The organism is Lichenicoccus sp., assembly GCF_965276875.1.
GTDB lineage: Bacteria > Pseudomonadota > Alphaproteobacteria > Acetobacterales > Acetobacteraceae > Lichenicoccus.
The window spans coordinates 1,874,338-1,893,575 of record NZ_OZ255701.1; the positions used below are offsets into that span (position 1 = coordinate 1,874,338).

At 69.0% G+C, this 19,238-nt stretch carries 18 protein-coding genes and 1 riboswitch; of the genes, 5 read left to right on the forward strand and 13 right to left on the reverse strand.

Annotated features, from left to right (window positions below):
• The first annotated feature begins 40 nt into the window (after window positions 1–40).
• Together ACQY4K_RS09055 and ACQY4K_RS09060 are read left to right on the forward strand one after the other, a co-directional pair.
• A complete protein-coding gene (locus tag ACQY4K_RS09055) occupies window positions 41–724 on the forward strand; it encodes a response regulator transcription factor (RefSeq protein ID WP_428395369.1) in 684 nt (227 codons plus the stop codon).
• Window positions 724–1,797 (forward strand): sensor histidine kinase, encoded by a 1,074-nt coding sequence (locus ACQY4K_RS09060; protein ID WP_428395371.1) that lies wholly within the window; start codon window positions 724–726, stop codon window positions 1,795–1,797. The genes ACQY4K_RS09055 and ACQY4K_RS09060 overlap by 1 nt, the downstream gene beginning before the upstream one ends.
• On the opposite strand, the gene ACQY4K_RS09065 is transcribed toward ACQY4K_RS09060, so the two are convergent.
• The 13 genes from ACQY4K_RS09065 to ACQY4K_RS09125 form a co-directional block, all read right to left on the reverse strand.
• The gene (locus ACQY4K_RS09065; RefSeq protein WP_428395373.1) at window positions 1,724–5,146 is read right to left on the reverse strand and encodes an AAA family ATPase; all 3,423 of its coding nucleotides are present in this window, start codon (window positions 5,144–5,146) and stop codon (window positions 1,724–1,726) included. The genes ACQY4K_RS09060 and ACQY4K_RS09065 overlap by 74 nt on opposite strands.
• Window positions 5,143–6,348: a metallophosphoesterase family protein gene (locus tag ACQY4K_RS09070; protein WP_428395375.1), complete on the reverse strand. Its 1,206-nt coding sequence runs from the start codon at window positions 6,346–6,348 to the stop codon at window positions 5,143–5,145. Before ACQY4K_RS09070 ends, ACQY4K_RS09065 begins: the two co-directional genes overlap by 4 nt.
• 228 nt (window positions 6,349–6,576) lie before the next feature.
• Entirely contained in the window at window positions 6,577–7,161 is a 585-nt protein-coding gene (locus tag ACQY4K_RS09075; RefSeq protein ID WP_428395377.1) for an EndoU domain-containing protein, read from the reverse strand.
• Window positions 7,162–7,281: 120 nt separating this feature from the next.
• Window positions 7,282–7,527: a hypothetical protein gene (locus ACQY4K_RS09080; RefSeq protein WP_428395379.1), complete on the reverse strand. Its 246-nt coding sequence runs from the start codon at window positions 7,525–7,527 to the stop codon at window positions 7,282–7,284.
• Window positions 7,528–7,901: 374 nt separating this feature from the next.
• Window positions 7,902–8,354, reverse strand: coding sequence for a hypothetical protein (locus ACQY4K_RS09085; protein WP_428395381.1), 453 nt, complete (start codon window positions 8,352–8,354; stop codon window positions 7,902–7,904).
• A gap of 189 nt (window positions 8,355–8,543) precedes the next feature.
• Complete coding sequence (locus tag ACQY4K_RS09090) at window positions 8,544–8,759, reverse strand: hypothetical protein (RefSeq protein WP_428395383.1); 216 nt, start codon at window positions 8,757–8,759, stop codon at window positions 8,544–8,546.
• On the reverse strand, window positions 8,756–9,166 hold the full coding sequence (locus ACQY4K_RS09095) for a zinc-binding dehydrogenase (protein WP_428395384.1): 411 nt from the start codon (window positions 9,164–9,166) through the stop codon (window positions 8,756–8,758). Before ACQY4K_RS09095 ends, ACQY4K_RS09090 begins: the two co-directional genes overlap by 4 nt.
• A 99-nt stretch (window positions 9,167–9,265) precedes the next feature.
• Window positions 9,266–9,715 carry an alcohol dehydrogenase catalytic domain-containing protein gene (locus ACQY4K_RS09100; RefSeq protein WP_428395386.1) on the reverse strand — a complete coding sequence of 150 codons (450 nt, stop codon included), beginning with the start codon at window positions 9,713–9,715 and terminating at the stop codon, window positions 9,266–9,268.
• Window positions 9,716–9,738: 23 nt separating this feature from the next.
• On the reverse strand, window positions 9,739–10,242 hold the full coding sequence (locus ACQY4K_RS09105; RefSeq protein WP_428395388.1) for a ferritin-like domain-containing protein: 504 nt from the start codon (window positions 10,240–10,242) through the stop codon (window positions 9,739–9,741).
• Window positions 10,243–10,355: 113 nt separating this feature from the next.
• Window positions 10,356–11,270 carry an NAD(P)/FAD-dependent oxidoreductase gene (locus tag ACQY4K_RS09110; RefSeq protein ID WP_428396037.1) on the reverse strand — a complete coding sequence of 305 codons (915 nt, stop codon included), beginning with the start codon at window positions 11,268–11,270 and terminating at the stop codon, window positions 10,356–10,358.
• Window positions 11,270–12,325 (reverse strand): SDR family oxidoreductase, encoded by a 1,056-nt coding sequence (locus tag ACQY4K_RS09115; protein ID WP_428395390.1) that lies wholly within the window; start codon window positions 12,323–12,325, stop codon window positions 11,270–11,272. Before ACQY4K_RS09115 ends, ACQY4K_RS09110 begins: the two co-directional genes overlap by 1 nt.
• A gap of 10 nt (window positions 12,326–12,335) precedes the next feature.
• The gene (locus ACQY4K_RS09120) at window positions 12,336–14,096 is read right to left on the reverse strand and encodes an ABC transporter transmembrane domain-containing protein (RefSeq protein ID WP_428395392.1); all 1,761 of its coding nucleotides are present in this window, start codon (window positions 14,094–14,096) and stop codon (window positions 12,336–12,338) included.
• Entirely contained in the window at window positions 14,093–15,583 is a 1,491-nt protein-coding gene (locus tag ACQY4K_RS09125; protein ID WP_428395394.1) for an FAD-dependent oxidoreductase, read from the reverse strand. The genes ACQY4K_RS09120 and ACQY4K_RS09125 overlap by 4 nt, the downstream gene beginning before the upstream one ends.
• Before the next feature lie 133 nt (window positions 15,584–15,716).
• On the opposite strand from ACQY4K_RS09125, the gene ACQY4K_RS09130 reads away from it, so the two are divergent.
• From ACQY4K_RS09130 to ACQY4K_RS09140, 3 genes are read left to right on the forward strand one after another with little or no spacing between them, the layout of a single operon-like run.
• Window positions 15,717–16,061 carry a DUF2501 domain-containing protein gene (locus tag ACQY4K_RS09130; protein ID WP_428395396.1) on the forward strand — a complete coding sequence of 115 codons (345 nt, stop codon included), beginning with the start codon at window positions 15,717–15,719 and terminating at the stop codon, window positions 16,059–16,061.
• Entirely contained in the window at window positions 16,058–18,217 is a 2,160-nt protein-coding gene (locus tag ACQY4K_RS09135; RefSeq protein ID WP_428395398.1) for a prolyl oligopeptidase family serine peptidase, read from the forward strand. Before ACQY4K_RS09130 ends, ACQY4K_RS09135 begins: the two co-directional genes overlap by 4 nt.
• Before the next feature lie 10 nt (window positions 18,218–18,227).
• Window positions 18,228–18,983 carry a DUF72 domain-containing protein gene (locus ACQY4K_RS09140; RefSeq protein ID WP_428395400.1) on the forward strand — a complete coding sequence of 252 codons (756 nt, stop codon included), beginning with the start codon at window positions 18,228–18,230 and terminating at the stop codon, window positions 18,981–18,983.
• Window positions 18,984–19,014: 31 nt separating this feature from the next.
• Window positions 19,015–19,168: riboswitch (FMN riboswitch) on the forward strand.
• Window positions 19,169–19,238: the final 70 nt, after the last annotated feature.

The window sequence follows — 19,238 nt, forward strand, 5'->3', positions numbered from 1 at the left end:
GCTAAAGCATTCGCATCGGTTTGCGGCGAGACTCTCCGGCATGCGCCTGCTTCTGGTCGAGGATCATGCCGGCATGCGCGAGACGATGGCCGGGCATCTGCGCCAGTCCGGCTTCGTCACCGATTGCGTGGGTTGCGGCGACGAGGCGATCGCCGCAGCCGCCGCCAGCCTCTACGACGCGGTGATCCTCGATCTCGGCCTGCCCGATCTCGACGGCATGACGGTGCTACGTCACCTGCGCGCCGGCGAAAGCCCCGACGTGCCGGTGCTGGTGCTGACCGCCCGCGATGCGGTGAGCGACCGGGTCCGCGGCCTCGACGCCGGCGCCGACGACTATCTGCTCAAGCCGTTCGACCTCGGCGAATTCGACGCCCGCCTGCGCTCGATCCTGCGCCGGCCGGGGCTGCGTCGCGACCCAGTGCTGCGGCTGGGCGATCTCGCCTTCGACACCGAGGCGCGAGAGGCGCGGATCGGCGACATTGTGCTCGACCTGACCCGGCGCGAGATCTCGCTGCTCGAGGAGCTGATCCGTGCCGCCGGGCGCACCGTCGTGCGCGATACACTGGAGGACCGGCTCTGGGGGCTGGCCGAGCCGGTCAGCGGCAACGCGCTGGAGGCGGCGGTCTCGCGCCTGCGCCGGCGCCTGGCCCAGGGTGCGCCGGATCTCGCCATCGAGACCATCCGCGGCATCGGCTACCGGCTGGTGCGGCGCGGGCCCGGCTGATGGCCCACCTGTTCACGAATGGCCTGCTCATGGGCAGCCTGCGGGGTCGCCTCGTCGGCTCGATGACCTTGCTGCTGATTGGCGGCCTAGCCCTGGTCTATGTGCTGGAACATGGCGCGCATGCGTTTGGCGGCCGCTTTGCCGAAGACCAACTGGGCGAACCCTGGCAGGATCTCGCGATACTCGCCCCGTTCAGCCTGGTGATGCTGGTGCTGATCGGCGTCGTCACCCGCTGGAGCCTGCGGCCGTTGCTGCGCGCCTCCGACGAAGCGGCGGCGGCCGGACCGCAGCGTCCCGAGGCGCGGATCGGCATGGCGGGGCTGCCGAGCGAGTTGCGGCCGCTGGTCGGCGCGGTCAACGACACCCTCGACCGGCTGACCGCCGCCTACGAGACCGAGCGCCGCTTCACCGCCGACGCGGCGCACGAGCTGCGCACCCCGCTCGCCGCCCTCGGCCTGCGTCTGCAACGCGCCCGCAGCGAGGGGGCGGCGATCGAATGGCCGGCGATCGAGGCCGACCTCGCGGTCATGCGGCGGCTGATCGAGGGGCTGCTCGACCTCGCCCGTAAGGAGGCCGGCGGCGCACAACCGACGCCGGTCAATCTGTCGCGCATCGTTCGCGAAGCCGCCGCCACCATCGAGCCGCTGGTGCAGGCGGCCGGACGCACGCTGGAGGTGTCGGCGCCGGACCGGCTTGCCGCCAACGGCCACCCCGACGACCTGCGCGACATGGTGCGCACCCTGGCGCAGAACGCGCTCACCCACGGGCGCGGCCGTATTCGGCTGACATTGGCACGGCAGGCGGCCAACGCCGTGCTGGAAGTCGACGACCAGGGTCCGGCGATCGCGGCCGCCGACGGCGAGGCGCTGTTCGAACGCTTCCGCAAGGGGGCGCAATCGGGCAGCGGCAGCGGCCTTGGCCTGTCGATCGCGCGCGCCGTGGTCCGCGCGCATGGCGGGTCGGTCGGCTTCACAGGCGGCTCCGGCTGCACGATACGCGTCACGCTGCCAGCGTCTGCACCGACACCCCCGCAAGCTCTGACGCCAGCGACGCGATATGCGCATGATGGGTGAACAGGATCACCTGGGTGGTGGCGCCGAGTGCGGCCAGAAGTGCTAACGCCGCGCGTGCCCGCGTATCGTCGAAATGCACCAGCAGATCGTCGGCGATGAACGGCATCGGCTGCGCGCGCGCCGCATGCGCCTCGATCGCGGCCACCCGTAGCGCCAGATAGAGCTGGTCGCGGGCGCCCTCGCTGAGCGCCTCGACCGGGCATTCCGCGCCGTTGTCGCGGATCGCGCGCAGCAAAGCGCGTCCGGCCGCATCCTCGTCGACGCTCAGCCCGCCATAGCGGCCGCCGGTGAGCCGGGCGAAATGCGCCCCCGCCGCGCGCAGCAGCGGGCCCTGCTGCTGCGCCCGGAAGCGTTCGATGCCGGCACGCAACAGCACCTGCGCCACCCGCAGCCGCCCGTAGCGTTCGGCATGCGCCCGCGCCTGCGCCAGCGCGTCCGCCGCTTCCTGCGCGCGGCCGGCGGCGTCATGCCCGGTGCGCATCGCCGCGAGCGACGCCTCCGCCCGGGCTCGCGCGGCACTGGCCGCCTCGCGCTGCTCGCCCAGCGCCTGCATCGCCGGCTCGATCTCGGCCAGCCGCGCCGCCGCCGAATCGACATCGACCGAGAGCGCCTCAACGCGCAGCAGCGCCTCCGCCAGACCGTCGCCCTGCGCCAGCAGCGCCGCCGCGAGACGGGCGATCTCGGCGCGCGCCGCGTCACGCTGCCGCGCCCGCTCGATCGCGCGGCGCACGCCGGCATCGTCCTGGGCGCCGCAAGCCTGTCGCAGCGCCGCCAACTCCGCCTCGCACGCCGCCAGACGATGCCGCGCCTCGATGGCCGCCGCCTCGTGCCGCCCTATCCGCTCGGCCAGGGCCGACGCCTCGGCCTGGGCCGCGCGGGCTTGCGCCAGACGCCGTCCCAGACGGGCCGCGAGCAGTGACGCCGTCTCCTCGCCGGCTGGCTCGCCCAAGGCCGACCGCAAGGCCTGCGCCTCGTTGCTGAAGTCGGCGAGACTCGCCGTCATGTCGATCACCCGCTGCTCGTCGGCACGCCAGGCCGGCGCGACCTCGGCAATCCGGCCCCAGGCGCCGAGCACCGACTCCATCGTCTCGACATCGGCATCGGGGCCAAGCCCGAGTCCTTCCACAGCCGATCCCCATGATCCGCGCCAGTCCGCGAGCGCCGCCTCGGCGGACGCCGCCTCATCAGCCAGATCAGCCAGCCGCGCTGTCGCGCCGGCCAGCGCCTCGGCACAGGCGCGATGCGCCGACTCGGCCCGTTCCGCAGCTTCGCACGCAGTCTCCGCGCGCAGCAGTTGCGCCGCCAGGCTCTCGCCGGGCTGTCCCCCCGGCAGCATCGCCGACGCGCGATCCCAGCGCTCGCGTAACGTCGCCAAAGCCTCCGCCGCATCCGTCCCGGCCGCCGCCCGCCGCACCACGTCGTCGCGGGCGCGGCGCCACTCCACCATCGCCGCCGGCGCCTCCGGCAACAGCCCCGCCGCCGCCCAGAGTGCCGACCAGGCCGCCTGCGCCGCCTCCAGCCCGGCGCCTGCGTCCGCCACGGCCTGCCCCGCCCCTGGCACGCGCTCGCGCAGCAGCAGCTCAAGCCGGGCGGTCGCCGCCAGGTGTGCGGATACACGCAGCACCTCGTCGGCGCGCCGGTCGGCCAGACGGTCGGCCTCGTCCCGCAGCGCCTCGAAGGCGTCGGCCGACGACTGCGCGTGTTGCTGCCGGAACTGCCGCCAAGCCTGGTCGCGTCGCAGGCGGGCCTGCGTCACCGCCGCCGGAGTCGGCATCGCCTCGCCGGTCGACAGCCGCGCGAGCTCGTCCTGCAAGGCGGCGACCTCAGTGTCGAGCGCCATGGCGGCAAGGCGCGCCTGCTCCGTTGCCGCGAACGCCGCGTCCAGGCGCGTCGCGGCGGCAGCGGTCTCTGCCGGCAACGGCAGCGGGCTTGCGAGCAGTTCGGCGAGACTGCCGGTCCAGAGCGGCAGGGCGGCGAGCGCCGACACTACGCAAGCGGAGGCATCGGCGGCCGCGCGTCGGGCTCGCGCCAGCTCAGCGTCGAGCGGGCCCTCGCCGCGCACCCGCTCGATGCTGCGTCGCAAGGGCACCGGCGATGGCGGTGGCGGTGCCTGCAGCAGGGCGGCTTCGGCACGCTCGCGTTGCAGCCGCGCCGCCGCCGACGCCCGATCGGCGGCCGCGGCGGTCGCCGAGAGTGCCGCGTGACGGCTCACCAGTTGCTGCACACGACGCCGATTCGCAGCGCCCGGCACCGAATCACGCGCCACCTTGGGGCCGTGCCGCGCGCCGAGATCGGCCAACGCCTCCGAGACCCTGGCGCAATGGCCGACAATCGCCGCGTGCACCTCTGGCAGGTCGCCGGCCGCTCCCTCCGCCACCTGGCGACGCGCGACCAGCCGGTCGATCGCATCCTGCATCGACAACGCCGCCTCGTCCGCCGGCAAGGCAGCCCCGAGTGCCACCAGCCGCCGCAATTCCGCAGCCTCGCGCTCGGCGTCGCGAGCGGCCTCGCGGGCATGCGCCGAAAGTGCGTCGAGCCGCTGTTCGGCGTCGGGTGCCAGCAGCGGCGCGTCGGCGAGGTCCGCGGACGCCGCGCGCGCGGCATCGAGCCCGGACAGCAGTGGCGCCGTCCGGCGCACCCGCTGCAGCTTGCTGCCCTCCGCGGCCAGCGCCCGGGTTTGCGCCTGCAAGTCGGCAAGCTCGTTCTGCACGCGCGCATAGGCGGCTTCGGTCTCCTGCCAGGCCTTCGGCGCCACCGCCCGGACCTCGCTCTCGCGCACCGCCTGCCGCCAGGTCTCGACCGCCTCCGACAGCAACCGCCGGCCGCGGCCGTCGCCGAACAGCGACTTCGCCTCCTCGTCGAGCCTGGCCAGGGCGGGGCGCAGATGTGCCACGCCGCTGCCGGCGAGCAGGCTCTCTCCCGCCTCGCCGCCGCTGCGCAGCAGGTCCTGGCCGCCCTGGCGCAGCCGCGCGCCGTCCAGGCCGAAGCCGCGCTCGAAACGCTCGCGATCGACGCCACCGAGGAAGCGACGCAGCGCCTCCTCCGGCAGCGGCTGGTCGGCTTCGTCGCGCAGGGTGTCGCGACGGCCCTTGCGACGCACGAAAGCGGCAGCGTCGCCATCGCCGGCGGCAAGCGTCACGCCGATCCGCAACTGCGCGCTGCCATGCAGGAAGTCGAAATCGGTGCGATGGCCGAACCCGAACAGCGCATCGGCGATGGCGGCGAGCGCGGTGGATTTGCCGGCCTCGTTGGGACCGAGCACGACATGCAGTGCCGCGGGCCCGTTGAAGCGAAGGCTCGCGTCGGACAGATGCCCGTAGCGGAGCAGGTCGAGCCTGACCAGCCTCAAGGACGCAGCAACCCGGCGGCGATCGCCCAGGCCTCGCCAGCCAGCGCGCGCAGGCCGTCCTCGACCTCCGGCAGATCGAGCCCGACCCGCGCTGCCGCCGGCAGACGCTGGCGCAGGGCGGCGAGGTCGTCGAGCAGTGCCGCCCGCAACGCCGGGTCATCGAGCCCGGCGGCGAATGCCTCATGCAGCGGCGCCAGCAGTTCGGCTTCGAGCGGCGCGGCACCACGCACGCGCAGCTTGACGCTCTCCACCCAGAGTGCCGCGTCGGCCTCGATCGCGGCATTGCGGCACTCCGCCGCCAGTTGCTCCGCGTCGAGTGCCAGGCCGCTCTCGCCGGTCACGGTCAGCCGCGCCAGCATCGGCCGCGCGTCGCACGCGGCCGCGGCCGACCGCACCGCCTGCGTGATCCGCTGCCTGAGCAACACCGCATCGTCACCCGCCTCCACCTCCAGCGCCACCCAGCGCACCACGTCGAGCACGCGATGCGTCACCGCCACCACGCGCCCGTCCTCGACGCGGACCAGCGAGCAGCCCTTCGCCCCCGTCTCGCGCGCATGCCGGCCCTGCATGTTGCCGGGGAACACGACCCAGGGCCGCTCAGCCAGCACCCGGCGTTCATGCACATGCCCGAGTGCGAAGTAGTCGTAGCCCTTCAGGGTGAGGGCCGCGACGCTGCACGGCGCATAGGTCTCGTGCTCGCCCGGGTCCTCGGCCGAACTATGCAGCACGCCGATATTGAGCCGGCCGGGATGCGGCGCCGGATAGCCCGCGGACAGATCTTCCGGCACCGCCCGGTTCGGAAACGAGTGGCCATGCAGCGCCACACCCAGCTCATCGAGCACGAAGCTCTCGCAGGTGCGCGAGGAGAACTCGCGGACATTGGCGGGCGGCCTGAGCGCGCGGGTGATTACCGATCGCGCATCATGGTTGCCGCGCAACAGGAAGCACGGACGGCCAAGCCGGCGCATCTCAGCCGCGAAAAACAATCCGGTGGAAAAATCCTTCCAATTGCCGTCGTAAAGATCACCCGCGATCACCACGAAGCCGACCTGCTCGGCCACGGCGAGATCGACCATCGCCGAGAACGCCCGACGCGTGCAGTCGCGGAGCACCGCCTCGGGCACATCCCCCCGCGCGCGCAGCCCCACCAACGGACTGTCGAGATGGATATCGGCGGCATGCAGGAAGCTGTAGCTGGCCACGCGTCAGTCCTAACCGCGGCGGAGACCGAGAGGCAAGAGCACGGCCCCGAGCCCATCCGCAGCGGCCACCCTTCGCCGGCAAGACGCGGCGCCCTCATCCTTGAACAGCCTGCCTTGCTCCACCGACAAATCAGCCCGGTGAAAGCTCACGACAACAGATCGACAGCCGGTCCGGTCGCAAACTGACCGGGCCAGACCAATGCTTCTTCTGTAAGCACGCGGCGCTGATCATTGCCGATGGGCGGAGGACCCCGACTTTGCACCAAGCATTAGGAGCACCACCTGTTCCAAGGCCGTACGGAACTCCTCATGGCTATAACGGAATGAGTTCAGCTTCTCCAGGTAGTCACTTTCGATCAGAACGCCGTGGCGGTCGATGGTGACGGTGAAGCCATTGCCTGTTGTTTCTTCGCTCTCACTCTCGTCCATGAGCACGGCGTCAAGCCAAGCGAGATAGTCACGGGCCGAGTCATCACCCCCTTGCACGTCAGACTCAAGAAACGCTGCGAGTGCTGCGGCTCGATGATCGTGCGGAGCCAGTGCAGCGGCATTAAGCCCTCTGTCACGCCAGACCCTCACGACGGCATTCTCATGCTCTTTTCCCGTGTAATCGTCCTGCTGGATCGGATACGCGGTGACAATGCCGTCTCTCTTCAAATAGTAGCCTATGATTTTGAAGCCGTGACCCGACTCACCGACAAACCTGCCGTCGTCCGTCACGCCACTGTCGCGGAACGCTGTTTCTATCGCCTTCTTGACTTGCTCCCTGGTGAAGTTGTCCGGGAAGAAAGTTGAGATATGCCGCTGGCCCATAAACTACCCTATCACAGGACTTATAAACTCCACGTTAATGATGCAGACACCGACTTGCGTTGCTCGCCGGCGACACGGCGAGTTCACATTGCCGTTCTCGACGGGACTTTGGAGAGGGTGTTACGCCAAATCTACCTTCACCTCCGAGCCGTCAACGACGTCCACCGGCCTCCGCCATAGTCTGAACCCCACCACTTGGTATGCTCTCGCCTGCTTCTCGCCCTCGTGGATTATGCGGAACGAATCGGAGAAGCTGTCGGCCGAAAAGTCGTAACCGAATCCGGTGCTCTGTAACCAAGCGTTTACCGCATTGATCCTATCGTCCTCTCCTATACAGATAATTACGATAGTGGTGATCTTGCTCATCTTGATCCCTCTCAATGAAGAATATTTGTTAAAAGCAGGTAGCCTGCGGATCAAGGCGCCGTCGAGGCCATGGCCGAGCTGGTTTGCGGGCTGGGGCTTGTCTGGTGTTAACGGCCATGAGCGCGAAAACGGATTTCGGTGCGTTCGCGATACTTGATCCATCCGTAAGAAATGGCGCCAGGTCCGCGGCGGTCTGGGGTGTGCCTATCGGGAGTGGCCGGGCGCCGCTTTCTTGACGGCGCTGTAAAAGGTCTCGGTCGCAGCCTGTGGCATCGGCAAGCTTGCAAAACACGCGTTACCGGTTATAGCCGGAGCGGTGCCGCTGGCGGCCGAGGCCCCGCGCGAGACGCTGCTTTGCTCAGCTCGGCCCCGGTTTAAGGGCAACTGGCTGACCCGAAGGAGAGATCCTCTTGCAAGCACGCCAGCTGAACCGGTGTGTCGTCGGGCGCGCGCGGGCCTTGCCGCGGATGCAGGACGCCCAGAAGAGTGCGGAAATCATCGCGTTCGGCCTGGTCCACGGCTGGTGAGCGGAAGGTGCGCGCGATGTTCCGTGCGGCAACGGCCTTCGGATAGTTGCCGAAGCGGGTGCGTCGGCGGCTTGAGGGCGGCACGCCGTGCGCGGTGTCGGTCGGCGAGGCTCGCGGGGGTGGCGGCGGATGAAGGACGCTGTTGGGGATAAAGACGTTCAGAGAGACGGGGATGCGGACCAAGCCGGGCTCGTCTGGCAGGTCGAACAGGCCAGACGCAATGGCCTCGTCCATGGTCATGTGACCGATTTCGGCCTGCATCGTGAACGGGATGTCTTCTCCTGCGATCGACAGCCGCATCTTGTCGGACATACGCTGCTCCAGGCGCTGGCCGTGGAGTCTAACGTGGTCACCAATGAAGTCAGCAGCGCGTTACCCGTAAGTGGGTAGGTGTCAAGTGGACGTTACTGACACCCGCTGCTCTACAGCCCGGCATGCATTGACTCCCACCGGGCGTGCGCCGCCTCCTGGCACAAGGCGGAGCACTCTTTATTCCGCTGCCTGCGGCAATGTCAGTTCAGTCTTGGTCCAGCCGGTCTCCCGGCGGTCAAAATGCTCGTAGGCTTCGATTGCGTCGGTTAGCGGTTCGACCTTGGTGAGGACTTGCAGCGGATCGATCCGGCCCATTCGCACCATCTCGAGCAAAGCCGGGATGTGGGCGCGATGGTTGCAGTTGCCCATCTTGATCGACAGGTTCTTGTTCATTGCCATGCCGGTTGGAAACGACGTGGCGGTCGGCGGATAGACACCGATGATGCCGATGGTGCCGGCCCTGGCGGCGCACCCGCCCATTCGAGCGACTGGGCGGGTGCGTCGCCAGGAACCCAGGTTTTGCCGGCTTGCTCCTCCTGCCCTGGCTTCGCGGCTGGGCCGTGTTGCGCGTGCATGGCGTCGACGCCGACCGCATCGATCACCCGGTCCGGACCGATCCCGCCGGTGAGCGATTTGATGATCTCGACCGGGTCCTCAGCCTCGAAGTTGACCGCGAAGGCACCCTGCCGGCGCGCCATTGCCAGGCGGTCCTCGTATTTGTCGACGGCGAAGACGCGCCCCGCGCCTTGCAGGATTGCGCTGGCAATGGCGAATTGCCCGACCTGGCCGCAGCCGAACACCGCGACCGTGTCGCCGTTCTTGACGTCCGCGAGAACGGCTCCGAACCAGCCGGTGGGGAAGATGTCGCTGATCAGGATCGCCTGGTCATCGCTGACCTGCTACGGCAGCTTGACCAAGGTCGAGGCGGCGAACGGAATGCGTGCGCGCTCCGCCTGCAGGCCATTGACGGGACCGGTCTCGGCGGGGCCGCCGAAGAAACACGTGCCGTGGTCTGGCCCGTTCGGATTGGCGTTGTTGCACTGCGCGGTGAAGCCTGCCCGACAATAGGCGCAAATGCCGCAGGACACGGTGGAGCAGACCACGACGCGAGCGCCGACATCGAAGTTGCGGACATCGTCTCCGAGCATCTCGACGGTGCCGACACCTTCATGGCCGAGAATTGTACCCGGCTTCATGCCAGAAAAGGTGCCGCGGACGAAATGCAGGTCGGTGCTGCAGATCGCTGATGCCGTCAGCCGTATCACCGCGTCGGTCGGCTGCTCGATGGTGGGCGCCGGCACGGTGTCGAGCCGGATGTCCCCGATCCCGTGCCAGACGACGGCCTTCATGGTCTGATCCAAGTTTGTGTTCCTCAGGCCGCGATCTGGTTGACCCGGGTCTTCGCGATCTCGGCCAGCTTGTGATCAGTTGCCTTTTCTTCCTCCAGGGTTTCATGCAGCAGGGCTGCGACATCGCCTTTGCCGAGTTGCCTGGCGAACGCGGTGAGACTGCCGTAGCGGGTCATTTCGTAATGCTCGATGGCTTGCGCGGAACATAGCATGGCCGCGTCCAGAACCTCCGCATCGCTGCAATCGCCGATGACTTCCTTGGCTTCTGCAATAATCCCGTCCATTGCAGCGCAGGTTACGGCCTTGACCGGCTGGCCGACCATCCCGAACACGGTCTCCAGTCTGGTGACCTGGTGCTCGGTTTCGCGCAGGTGCTGCTGGAACGCGCTCTTCAGCTCAGGGTTGGATGCTTTTTCGATCATGGTCGGCAGAGTCTTCACGATCTGATTTTCGGCGTAGTAGATGTCCTGCAGCGTATGAACGAACAGATCGTCGAGTGTCTTGATCGGCTTGCTGAATAATGCCATCGAAGGGCTCCCTGGTTGGCGCGGTGTACTACCTCGCAAGCAAGCCAACGCAACGCCGCGCCAAGCGGTGCGCCTAACAGAGGTGACATCGCCGTGTGAGAAGTGCCTTGCCGCTACGCGCAGGCAGCAGCCGCGGCCAGTCCGGAGTCGAACGCGGCTTCCACCTTGCCGGCGAGGCACCAGTCGCCGCAAACGGCCATGCCGGAGGGGTCCCATAGGCAGGCCTCTCCGAGCGGCGACTGCGTGCGGGCGTAGCGCCAGCGATGCACGGCGGCGTAATGCGGTACCGCGCGGATTTCTGTGGCTTCGGCAAAGGCGGTGCGCAGGGCGGCTTCGACCTGATCGGGTGGGTCTTCCAGGTGCGCCTGCGACCAGTCGGGGCCAGCGTGCGCGATCCAGCAGTCGGGCAACGGATCGCGTCCGGGGCGCGAGCTGTCGCGGGCGATCCAGGCGAGCGCGCCGCCTTCAAGGGTGCGTGTGTCTGGGCCGGACTGGCGTTCGCTGAAGGCCAGCATCAGGCACCAGCAGGGCTGCATGGCGACGGCGCCCACGCGCGCCGCAAATGGATGGCCGATTGCGGCGAGCAACGGGGCGGCCTGTGGCGCTGGCAGCGCCAGGACGATCCGGTCGAACGGGCCGGCGGAGCCGCCGTCATGGTGCAGGTGCCAGGCCTCGGCGTCGCGGGTGATGGCGCGTATCTGGCATTGCAGATGCAGGCTGCCGATGCCACCGTGCTCGGCCGCGCGGGCGAACGCCGACATACCGGGAACGCCAACCCAGCGCGGATGTTTGACCGCTGGATCCCAGGGAGCAACCAGGTCGCCGGCCTGCTCGATGAAGGCCTGGAACGCGGATCCGCGAGCGGTGGCGTATTGGGCGCCGTGGTCGAACATCAGCCCTTCCACGCGTCGTGTCGCAAGACGACCGCCGGGGCGTCGGCCCTTGTCGAACAATGTGACCGCGTGGCCGCGCAGGGCCTGGGCGCAGGCGAGGCCGGCCATCCCGGCGCCGACGATGGCGATGCGCATCACGGCAGGACCTTCTGCGCCCGCAGGCTGTCGAGGGCGGCAAGCAGCGAGCGGCGGCTCTCCATGCGCTCGGTGAAGCCGGCCGCGTGAATCTTGCTGACGTCGGAAATCACGTCGGTCTCGGTGTGGAAGATGAAGTCGCCGAAGGCCCAGCCGACCAGGCGGTCGAGATCGGGCTCGACCAAATCGTGCCGTTCGGCGATACGCTGCCAGACCGGCGCCTTGTCGGCCATGTGGCGCGCCAGGGTGAGTGGCACCGGGGGGGCTGTGGAGAGGTCCAGGTGGGCCGCGATGTCGTCCCACATGCGCTCCCATCGAAACACGTCGCCGTTGGTGATGTTGAAGGCCTGGCCTGAGGCTTTGGCGTTGGTGGCGGCCCAGACGCTGGCGCGTGCGAGCAGTCCGGAATCGGTGAATTGCACGAGCTGGTTGAAGGCCCAATCGCTGCCGGGGTAACGCAGCGGCACGCCGAGTTCGCGCGAGATCGCCGCGAACACGCCGACGACGAGGGCGATATTCATCGGGTTGCCATGCACGTCGCCGACGATCACGTCCGGGCGGAGGGCGACATAGTCCCATGGCGCCCCCGAGGAGCGGCCGCGCAGTTCCGCCTCCTGCGCCAGATAGAGGTTGGGCGGCATGTGGATCGGGTCGTCCTCGCGTGCCGGGGTGCGTACCTTGGCACCCAGATGGATGCCGTAGATCTTGAAGCCCTGGTAGATCACCACCCGTTGCAGCGGCACGCTGGCGGCCTCGACGCCGTCGAGCAGGTTGCCGAGCATGCCGGCGTTGCGCTCGGCCTCGACGGCAAGATCGGGGTCGGGAGAGAGGGCCGCATAAAAGATGTGGGTGGTGTCCGCGGCGTCGCGCAGCATGTCCAGCCGGGCCTCGCGGTCGGTGAGGTCGGCAATCACGCTCTCGAAGCCTTCCACCGGGCGGCGTCCGAGGCTGCGCACACGCCAGCCCTGACGCAGCAGCTCGCGGCCGACGGCGCGGCCGATGATGCCGGCAGCACCCGCGACCAGCGCGACCTTGTCGCTCTTCACAGCCTTCATCGATGTCTCCTCAAGCTTGGGCGAATTGCAGCTCTGCCAGGCGCGCGTAGAGCCCGTTTTCGCGCATCAAGGCGGTGTGCGTGCCGGCGGCGACGATGCGGCCGGCTTCGAGCACGATGATGCGATCGGCGCGACGCACTGTCGCCAGCCGGTGCGCCACCACCAGGGTGGTGCGGTTGCGTGCCAACAGTGTGAGTGCCGACTGCACGGCGCGTTCGGACTCCGCGTCGAGCGCGCTGGTTGCCTCGTCGAGCAGCAGGATCGGCGCGTCGCGCAGGATTGCGCGGGCGATGGCGACGCGCTGGCGCTGGCCGCCAGACAGGCGAATTCCCTTCTCGCCGAGGAAGCTGTCGAAGCCCTGCGGCAGGTCGTCGAGGAAGTCGGCGGCCGCCGCTGCCTCTGCCGCGGCGCGCACGTCGGCGTCGGACGCGTCGGGCCGGCTGTAGCGGATGTTCTCGCGCGCGGTGGTGCTGAAGATCACCGGGTCCTGCGGCACCAGCCCGATGCGGCGGCGGAGGTCGCGCGGATCGACGCTGGCAATGTCTGTGCCGTCGATGCGTATGCTGCCCGATTGCGGGTCGTGGAAGCGCAGCAGCAACTGGAACAGGGTGCTCTTGCCGGCACCGGAGGGGCCGACCAGGGCGGTGAAGCTGCCGGGCTCGATGGTCAGGCTGATTCCGTCGAGGGCGGCGGCGGTGGGCCGGCTCGGATAGCAGAAGCGCACGTCGGTGAAGTCGATATGGCCGCGCGCCGGCAGGATGAAGCTCTTGGGGTTCGCGGGGGCGGCGATCGTCGGCTGTTCGCCGAGCAGTTCGAGGATGCGGTCGGCGGCACCGGCGGCGCGCTGCATCTCGCCCCAGAGCTCGCTCAGCGCCGCGCCGGAACTCGCCAGCAGCACTGCGTAGAAGACGAAGGCGGAGAGGTCGCCGCCGCTCAGCCGTCCCAGCACCACGTCGCGTCCGCCGACCCACAGGCTGAGCGTGATCGCGCCGAACCCGAGCAGGATGACGCTGAGCAGTTGCACCGCCCGGGTGCGCACGCGGGCGATGGCGGTTGCCACCGACTGCTCCACCAGGCCGGAGAAGCGGGCGCGGTCGGTCGCTTCGTGGGTGAAGGCCTGCACCGCGCGCAGGAAGTTCACCGTCTCCTCGGCATAGGTGCTGAGGTCGCCGACCCGGTCCTGCGCCTGTCGCGAAAGCCGTTTTTCGCGGCGTCCGAACAGGATCACGGGTGCGAGCACCAGCGGGATCACCAGCACGATGATGCCGGCAAGCTTGGCGCTGGTGATCAGCAGCATCACGAAGGCGCCGACCAGGGTCAGCAGGTTGCGCACCCAGAGCGAGATCGCCGAGCCGGTCAGCGCCTGCAGCACAGAGACGTCGGCGGTGAGGCGGGCGATGATGTCGCCGGTGCGCGCGGTCTCGAAGAAGCTCGGCGACAGCGAGACCACCTTGTCGAACACGTCGCGTCGGAGGTCGGCGGCGACCCGCTCGCCGAGCCAAGACACCAGAAAGAAGCGCGCCGAGGTGGCGAACGCCAGGGCGGCGACGATCGCGCCCATCGCCAGGGCGGCATGGTTCAGGCGGGTGAGGCTGTGCGCGCCGAAGCCGCCATCGATCAGCCGGCGCACGCCCTGGCCGAGACCCAGCACCAGCCCTGCTGCGGCGAGCAGCGCGGTGCTCGCGGCCGCCACGCGCCAGCCATAGGGACGCAGATAGCCAAACAGCAGCCGCAGCGAGCGGAGCGGCGGCCGCGTCGCGGGGTCGTTCACTCTGCTGCGAAGGCGGGGGGAGCGAATGGTGGACGCGCGATCATCGCGGCGGTCTGCGCCTCGCGTCCGCAGGCGACGAGGCCGACCAGCGCGCCGCCCTGGCGCAGGCTTGCGAGGAATTCGCCCGCGTCGAAATCGCCGTCGATCTCCACCTGGTCGAACTCCTGAGGATGGCCGATATACTCGTAACGCTTGCCGTAATGATAGGTCCAGAAGAACGGCGTCTGCGGCGGCGGCGCGGTGCGCCCGAGCATGCCGGCGGCGGCGGCACGACCATGCTGCTGGGCGACACGCCAATGCTCGACCCGCTGGTTGTCATGGCGGCCGAGGGGAAGACGCGCGACATCGCCGGCGGCGAACACGCCGTCCGCGGCGCGCATGGCGCCATCGACAATGATGCCGCCGTCCGGAGTGCGCGCGAGGCCCGAGGCAAAACCGGTCGCGGGGGTAATCCCCAGGCCCGCGAGCACCAAGCCGGCCGGCAGGCGCTGGCCGTCATCGAGCGTCACGCAATCGTCGTCGATGCGGGCGACCTTGCGACCGCCGAGCCAACGCACGCCATGTTGCTCATGCAGGCGGCGGAACATCGTCCCGAGTTCGGTGCCGAACTGCGCCTCGAACGGGATGTCGCGCGGGCAGACCACGGTGACCGGTATGTCCTGTTCGCGCAAAGCCGAGGCGGCTTCCAGGCCGATGAAGCCGCTGCCGACGATCACCACGGGGGTGCTCTTGTCGCGCAGGGCGGCGAGGATAGCGGCGGCGTCCTCGCGCGTGCGCAATATATGCACGTGGGGAAGGTCGCCGCCGGGGACATCGGGGGCGCGTGGCAGCCCGCCGGTTGCGATCAGCACCGCGTCGTAGCCGATGCTGCCGCCGCCTGCCCGTGCAACCGTCCGCGCTGCGGGATCGAGCGCCACCGCCTCATCGTGCAGCCGCTCGATCTGCTGGTCATCGTAAAAGCCGTCCTCGCGCAGCGTCGGGGCAGCGTCGGGTTGCATCGCGCCTTGCAGCACGAACTTGCTTAGCGCCGTCCGGTCGTAGGGCGCTCCGGGCTCGTGGCCGAGCAGCACGATCCGCCCGGCAAAGCCGAACTCGCGCAAGGCGCAGGCAGCGGCGGTACCGGCGGCGCCGGCGCCCACGATCAGCATCGTGCGCGGGTCCGTCGTGTCTGGGGACGGCGTCCGCGGCATCGGCTCGGGCGAGACCAGCACGGCGCCGCCTTCGACGGTGACCGGGTAGCGGGTCAGGCCTTCGAGGGCCGGCGGCTCCAGCAACGCGCCGTCGCGCAGGCTGAAGCTCGCCTTGTGCCATGGACAGATGATGCGTCCGTCGCAGACCGCGCCCTCGGCGAGCGGGGCGCCGGCATGAGGACACTCCGCGCCGAACGCGTGCACGAGGTCGCCGTCACGGATCAGCAGTATCCTGGTGTCGCCGAGTTCGATGGTGGTCGGCCGATCGAGTGTCTCAAGCGTTGCGACCTGTTGCATGATGTGCTCCTGCTTCGCAGGCACGAGCGCGGCACAAGGCGGCCGGTTGCGGGAGGTTCGAGAGATGCAAGGATGGATCATTGCGGCGGCGGTGGCGACGGCACTCGCGGCCGGTGCGCCGGCGAACGCGCAGATGCTGAAAAGCCTGAAGAGCGCGTCTGGCATCGGCGGCGGCATGGGTGGCATGTCGATGCCGTCGCTGGGCTCGGCCAGCAGCGGCAACATCGCCGGCGTGCTGCAATATTGCATCAAGAACAACTATCTTGGCAGCGGCAGCAACGCGGGCGCAACCGAGAGCAGTCTGATGGGCAAGCTCGGCCAAGGCACCAGCAACAGCAGCCAATATGAATCGGGCAGCCAGGGGCAGCTGCAAACCGGCAACAACCAGACCATGTCGCTCGGCGGTGGCGGCCTCAAGGCGAAGCTCACCCAGAAGGTCTGCGGCCAGGTGCTCCAGCACGCGAAATCGATACTGTGAGGCAGGCGCGCTGCCTGCCGCTTGCGGTCGCGGCATTGTTTCTGTCGGCCGCCGACAAAACCGCGCCACCGACCCCAATCCACACGGTAATCGACCATCATCACGGCGTTGACGCGCGCGATCCCTATCGTTGGCTCGAAAACGGTGATGCGACACGCGTGCAGGACTGGTCGGCGGCGCAGAACCGGCGCACCCGCGCCTACCTCGATGAGCTGCGGGTGCGGACAACCCTGCACGCGCGGCTGCTGGCCGCGGCCTCGGCGACATCGCCCTCCTATCACCACCTGACGGTGGCCGGCGGTCGGCTGTTCGCACTCACCGTGCAGCCGCCCAGGCAGCAGCCGATGGTGAGCGTGATGCCGGTCACGGGCGATGCGACCAGGCAGCGCGTGGTGGTCGATCCGAACGCGCTCGACCCCTCCGGGCAGACCGCGATCGACTGGTTCGTGCCTTCGCCGAACGGGCGCAAGATTGCGGTCTCACTGTCGCGCAACGGCAGCGAGGACGGCACCGTGCATGTGTTCGACGTAGCCAGCGGCCGCGAGACCGGCGAGGCGGTGCCGCGCGCGCAATATCCCACCGCCGGCGGCAGCCTGGCCTGGCGGTCAGACAGTTCGGGCTTCTGGTACACGCGCTATCCGGGGCCCGACCGTCCGCCGGCCGACCGGCACTTCTACCAGCAGGTCTATTACCACCGGCTCGGCACCGATCCGGCAACGGACCGCTATGTGCTTGGACGCGGCCTGCCGCGGATCGCCGAAATCGCGCTCGACGCCAGCCAGAACCCGAACGCCGTGCTGGTCTCCGTGGCCAACGGCGATGGCGGCCAGTTCGAACAGTTCGTCATCAAGCCGGACGGCGGCGTCACCCAGGTCACGCACTTCGCCGACGAGGCGGTGGCCGGCAGCATCGGCCCCGACAACGTGCTCTATCTGGTGTCGAAGAAGCACGCGCCGCGCGGACGCATCCTGGCGTTGCCGCTCAACGACCTCGACCTCGCACATGCCAAGCCGCTGATCCCCGAGGGGACTGGCGCGATCGAGGGAGGCGGCGAATTCGGCGGCGAGGCGGTGGTGGTGACCAGTGATGCGCTCTATTTGCGCGAGCTGGTCGGCGGGCCCTCCAGGGTTGCGATCTACGCCCGTGACGGCACGCCGAAAGGCACGATCGCGCTGCCGCCGATCGCCGACGTGGACGCACTCACGGCGACCGGTGACGGCCATGTGCTCTACGGCGTGCAGACCTATCTCACGCCGTATCGGGTCATGGCGTATGACGAAGCGACCGGGGCAAGCCGACTCACCGCGCTCGCCGAAACCAGCCCGGTCTCGTTCGCCGATGCCAAGGTGGAGCGCATTTTCGCGGTCTCCAAGGACGGCACCAAAATCCCGGTGAACGTCATCCGTCTTAAGCACAGCACGGACGACGGCAAGCGGCCGACCCTGCTCTACGGTTACGGCGGCTACGGCGTGTCGATGACGCCGCGCTTCGCCGGCGAGACCGCGCGGCTCTGGCTCGATGCCGGCGGCGTCTGGGCGATCGCCAACCTGCGCGGCGGCGGCGAGTATGGAGAGACCTGGCACGAACAGGGCGCACTCACCCGCAAACAGCACGTCTTCGACGATTTCCTCGCCGCCGCCCACACCCTGATCGCGCGCCATGTCACGGCGCCCGCGCACCTCGCCATTCTTGGCGCCAGCAATGGCGGCCTGACGATGGGGGCGGCGCTGACCCAGGCGCCCGGCCTGTTCCGCGCCGTGGTCTCACTGGTTGGTATTTACGACATGATGCGCATCGAGCTTGATCCGAACGGCGCGTTCAACGTCACCGAGTTCGGCACCGTGAAGAACCCGGCGGACTTCAAGGCGATGCTGGCCTATTCGCCGTATCAGCATGTCCGTGCAGGCGTGAAGTATCCGGCGGTGTTCATGGCCACTGGCACGCATGACGGACGGGTCAATCCGGCGCAGTCTCGCAAGATGATCGCGCGCCTACAGGCGGCGACGGTGTCCGGGCTGCCGATCACCCTCGCGATCAGCGACAAGTCCGGCCACGGCATCGGCAGCGCGCTCGGGGTCAGGATCGACCAGCAATCCGACTGGATGGCGTTCCTGTTCGACCAGCTCGGCATGACGCTGGCTGCGCACGGGGCATGAGACCTGGGGCGTGAGCATCAGGATCGGCATCGGCGGCTGGAGCTATGCGCCCTGGCGCGAGACGTTCTATCCGCCGGGCCTGCGGCACGCAGACGAACTCGCCTATGCCGCCTCGCGACTGAACTCGCTCGAAATCAATGCCACCTTCTATCGCACCCAGAGCCCGGCGATCTTTCGCGGCTGGCGCGAGGCGGTGCCGGACGGGTTCGTCTTCTCGGTCAAGGCGGCGCGAGCGGCGGCGCAGCGTCGTGAGGCGGCGGCGGCGGCGCCCGCGATCGAGCGGTTCCTCGGCTCCGGCTTGACCGAATTGGGCGACAGGCTCGGAGCCCTGCTGTGGCAACTGCCGCCGACCCGCAAGTTCGATGCAGGTGAAGTGGCGCGCTTCCTCGATCTGCTGCCCGCCGCGCGCGACGGCGTGCGGCTGCGTCACGCCTTGGAGGCGCGGCATGCCAGCTTTGCCTCCCCCGAGGCGCTGGCCCTGCTACGCGAGCGCGGCGTTGCGCTGGTCATGGTAGCGGACGGCGGGCCGCCATCGGAGGTGCCGCCGACCGCGGACTTCGCCTATCTGCGGTTGCGCGGCTGCGTGGACGACGAGCCGCTCGGCTATGCGGAGACGGACCTCGATCTCTGGGCCGAACGCCTGCGCCGGCTCGCCGAACGAGGCCCAGTGTTCGCTTATGTCATTGCCGGCGCCAAGCACCGCGCGCCCCTGGCCGCGATGGCGCTGCACGCCCGCATCTTGCACAACCATGACCCGGCACCTTAGTAACTTGCGTCGGCCGCGATTGGCCGGCGGATGACGTTCTCGGGGCGGGGTGCAACTCCCCACCGGCGGTATTTGGGGCGGTGCCCCATCAGCCCGCGAGCGCTCGCCGTGTTTGCATGGCGAGGTCTAGCAGATCCGGTGTGATCCCGGAGCCGACGGTATAGTCCGGATGAGAGAGAACGCAGCCAGGCCCGGCAGCCGCCAAGCGGCCGCTGGTGTTTGGCTGGGTGCGCCCTTGGGCACGTCCTGGTGGGA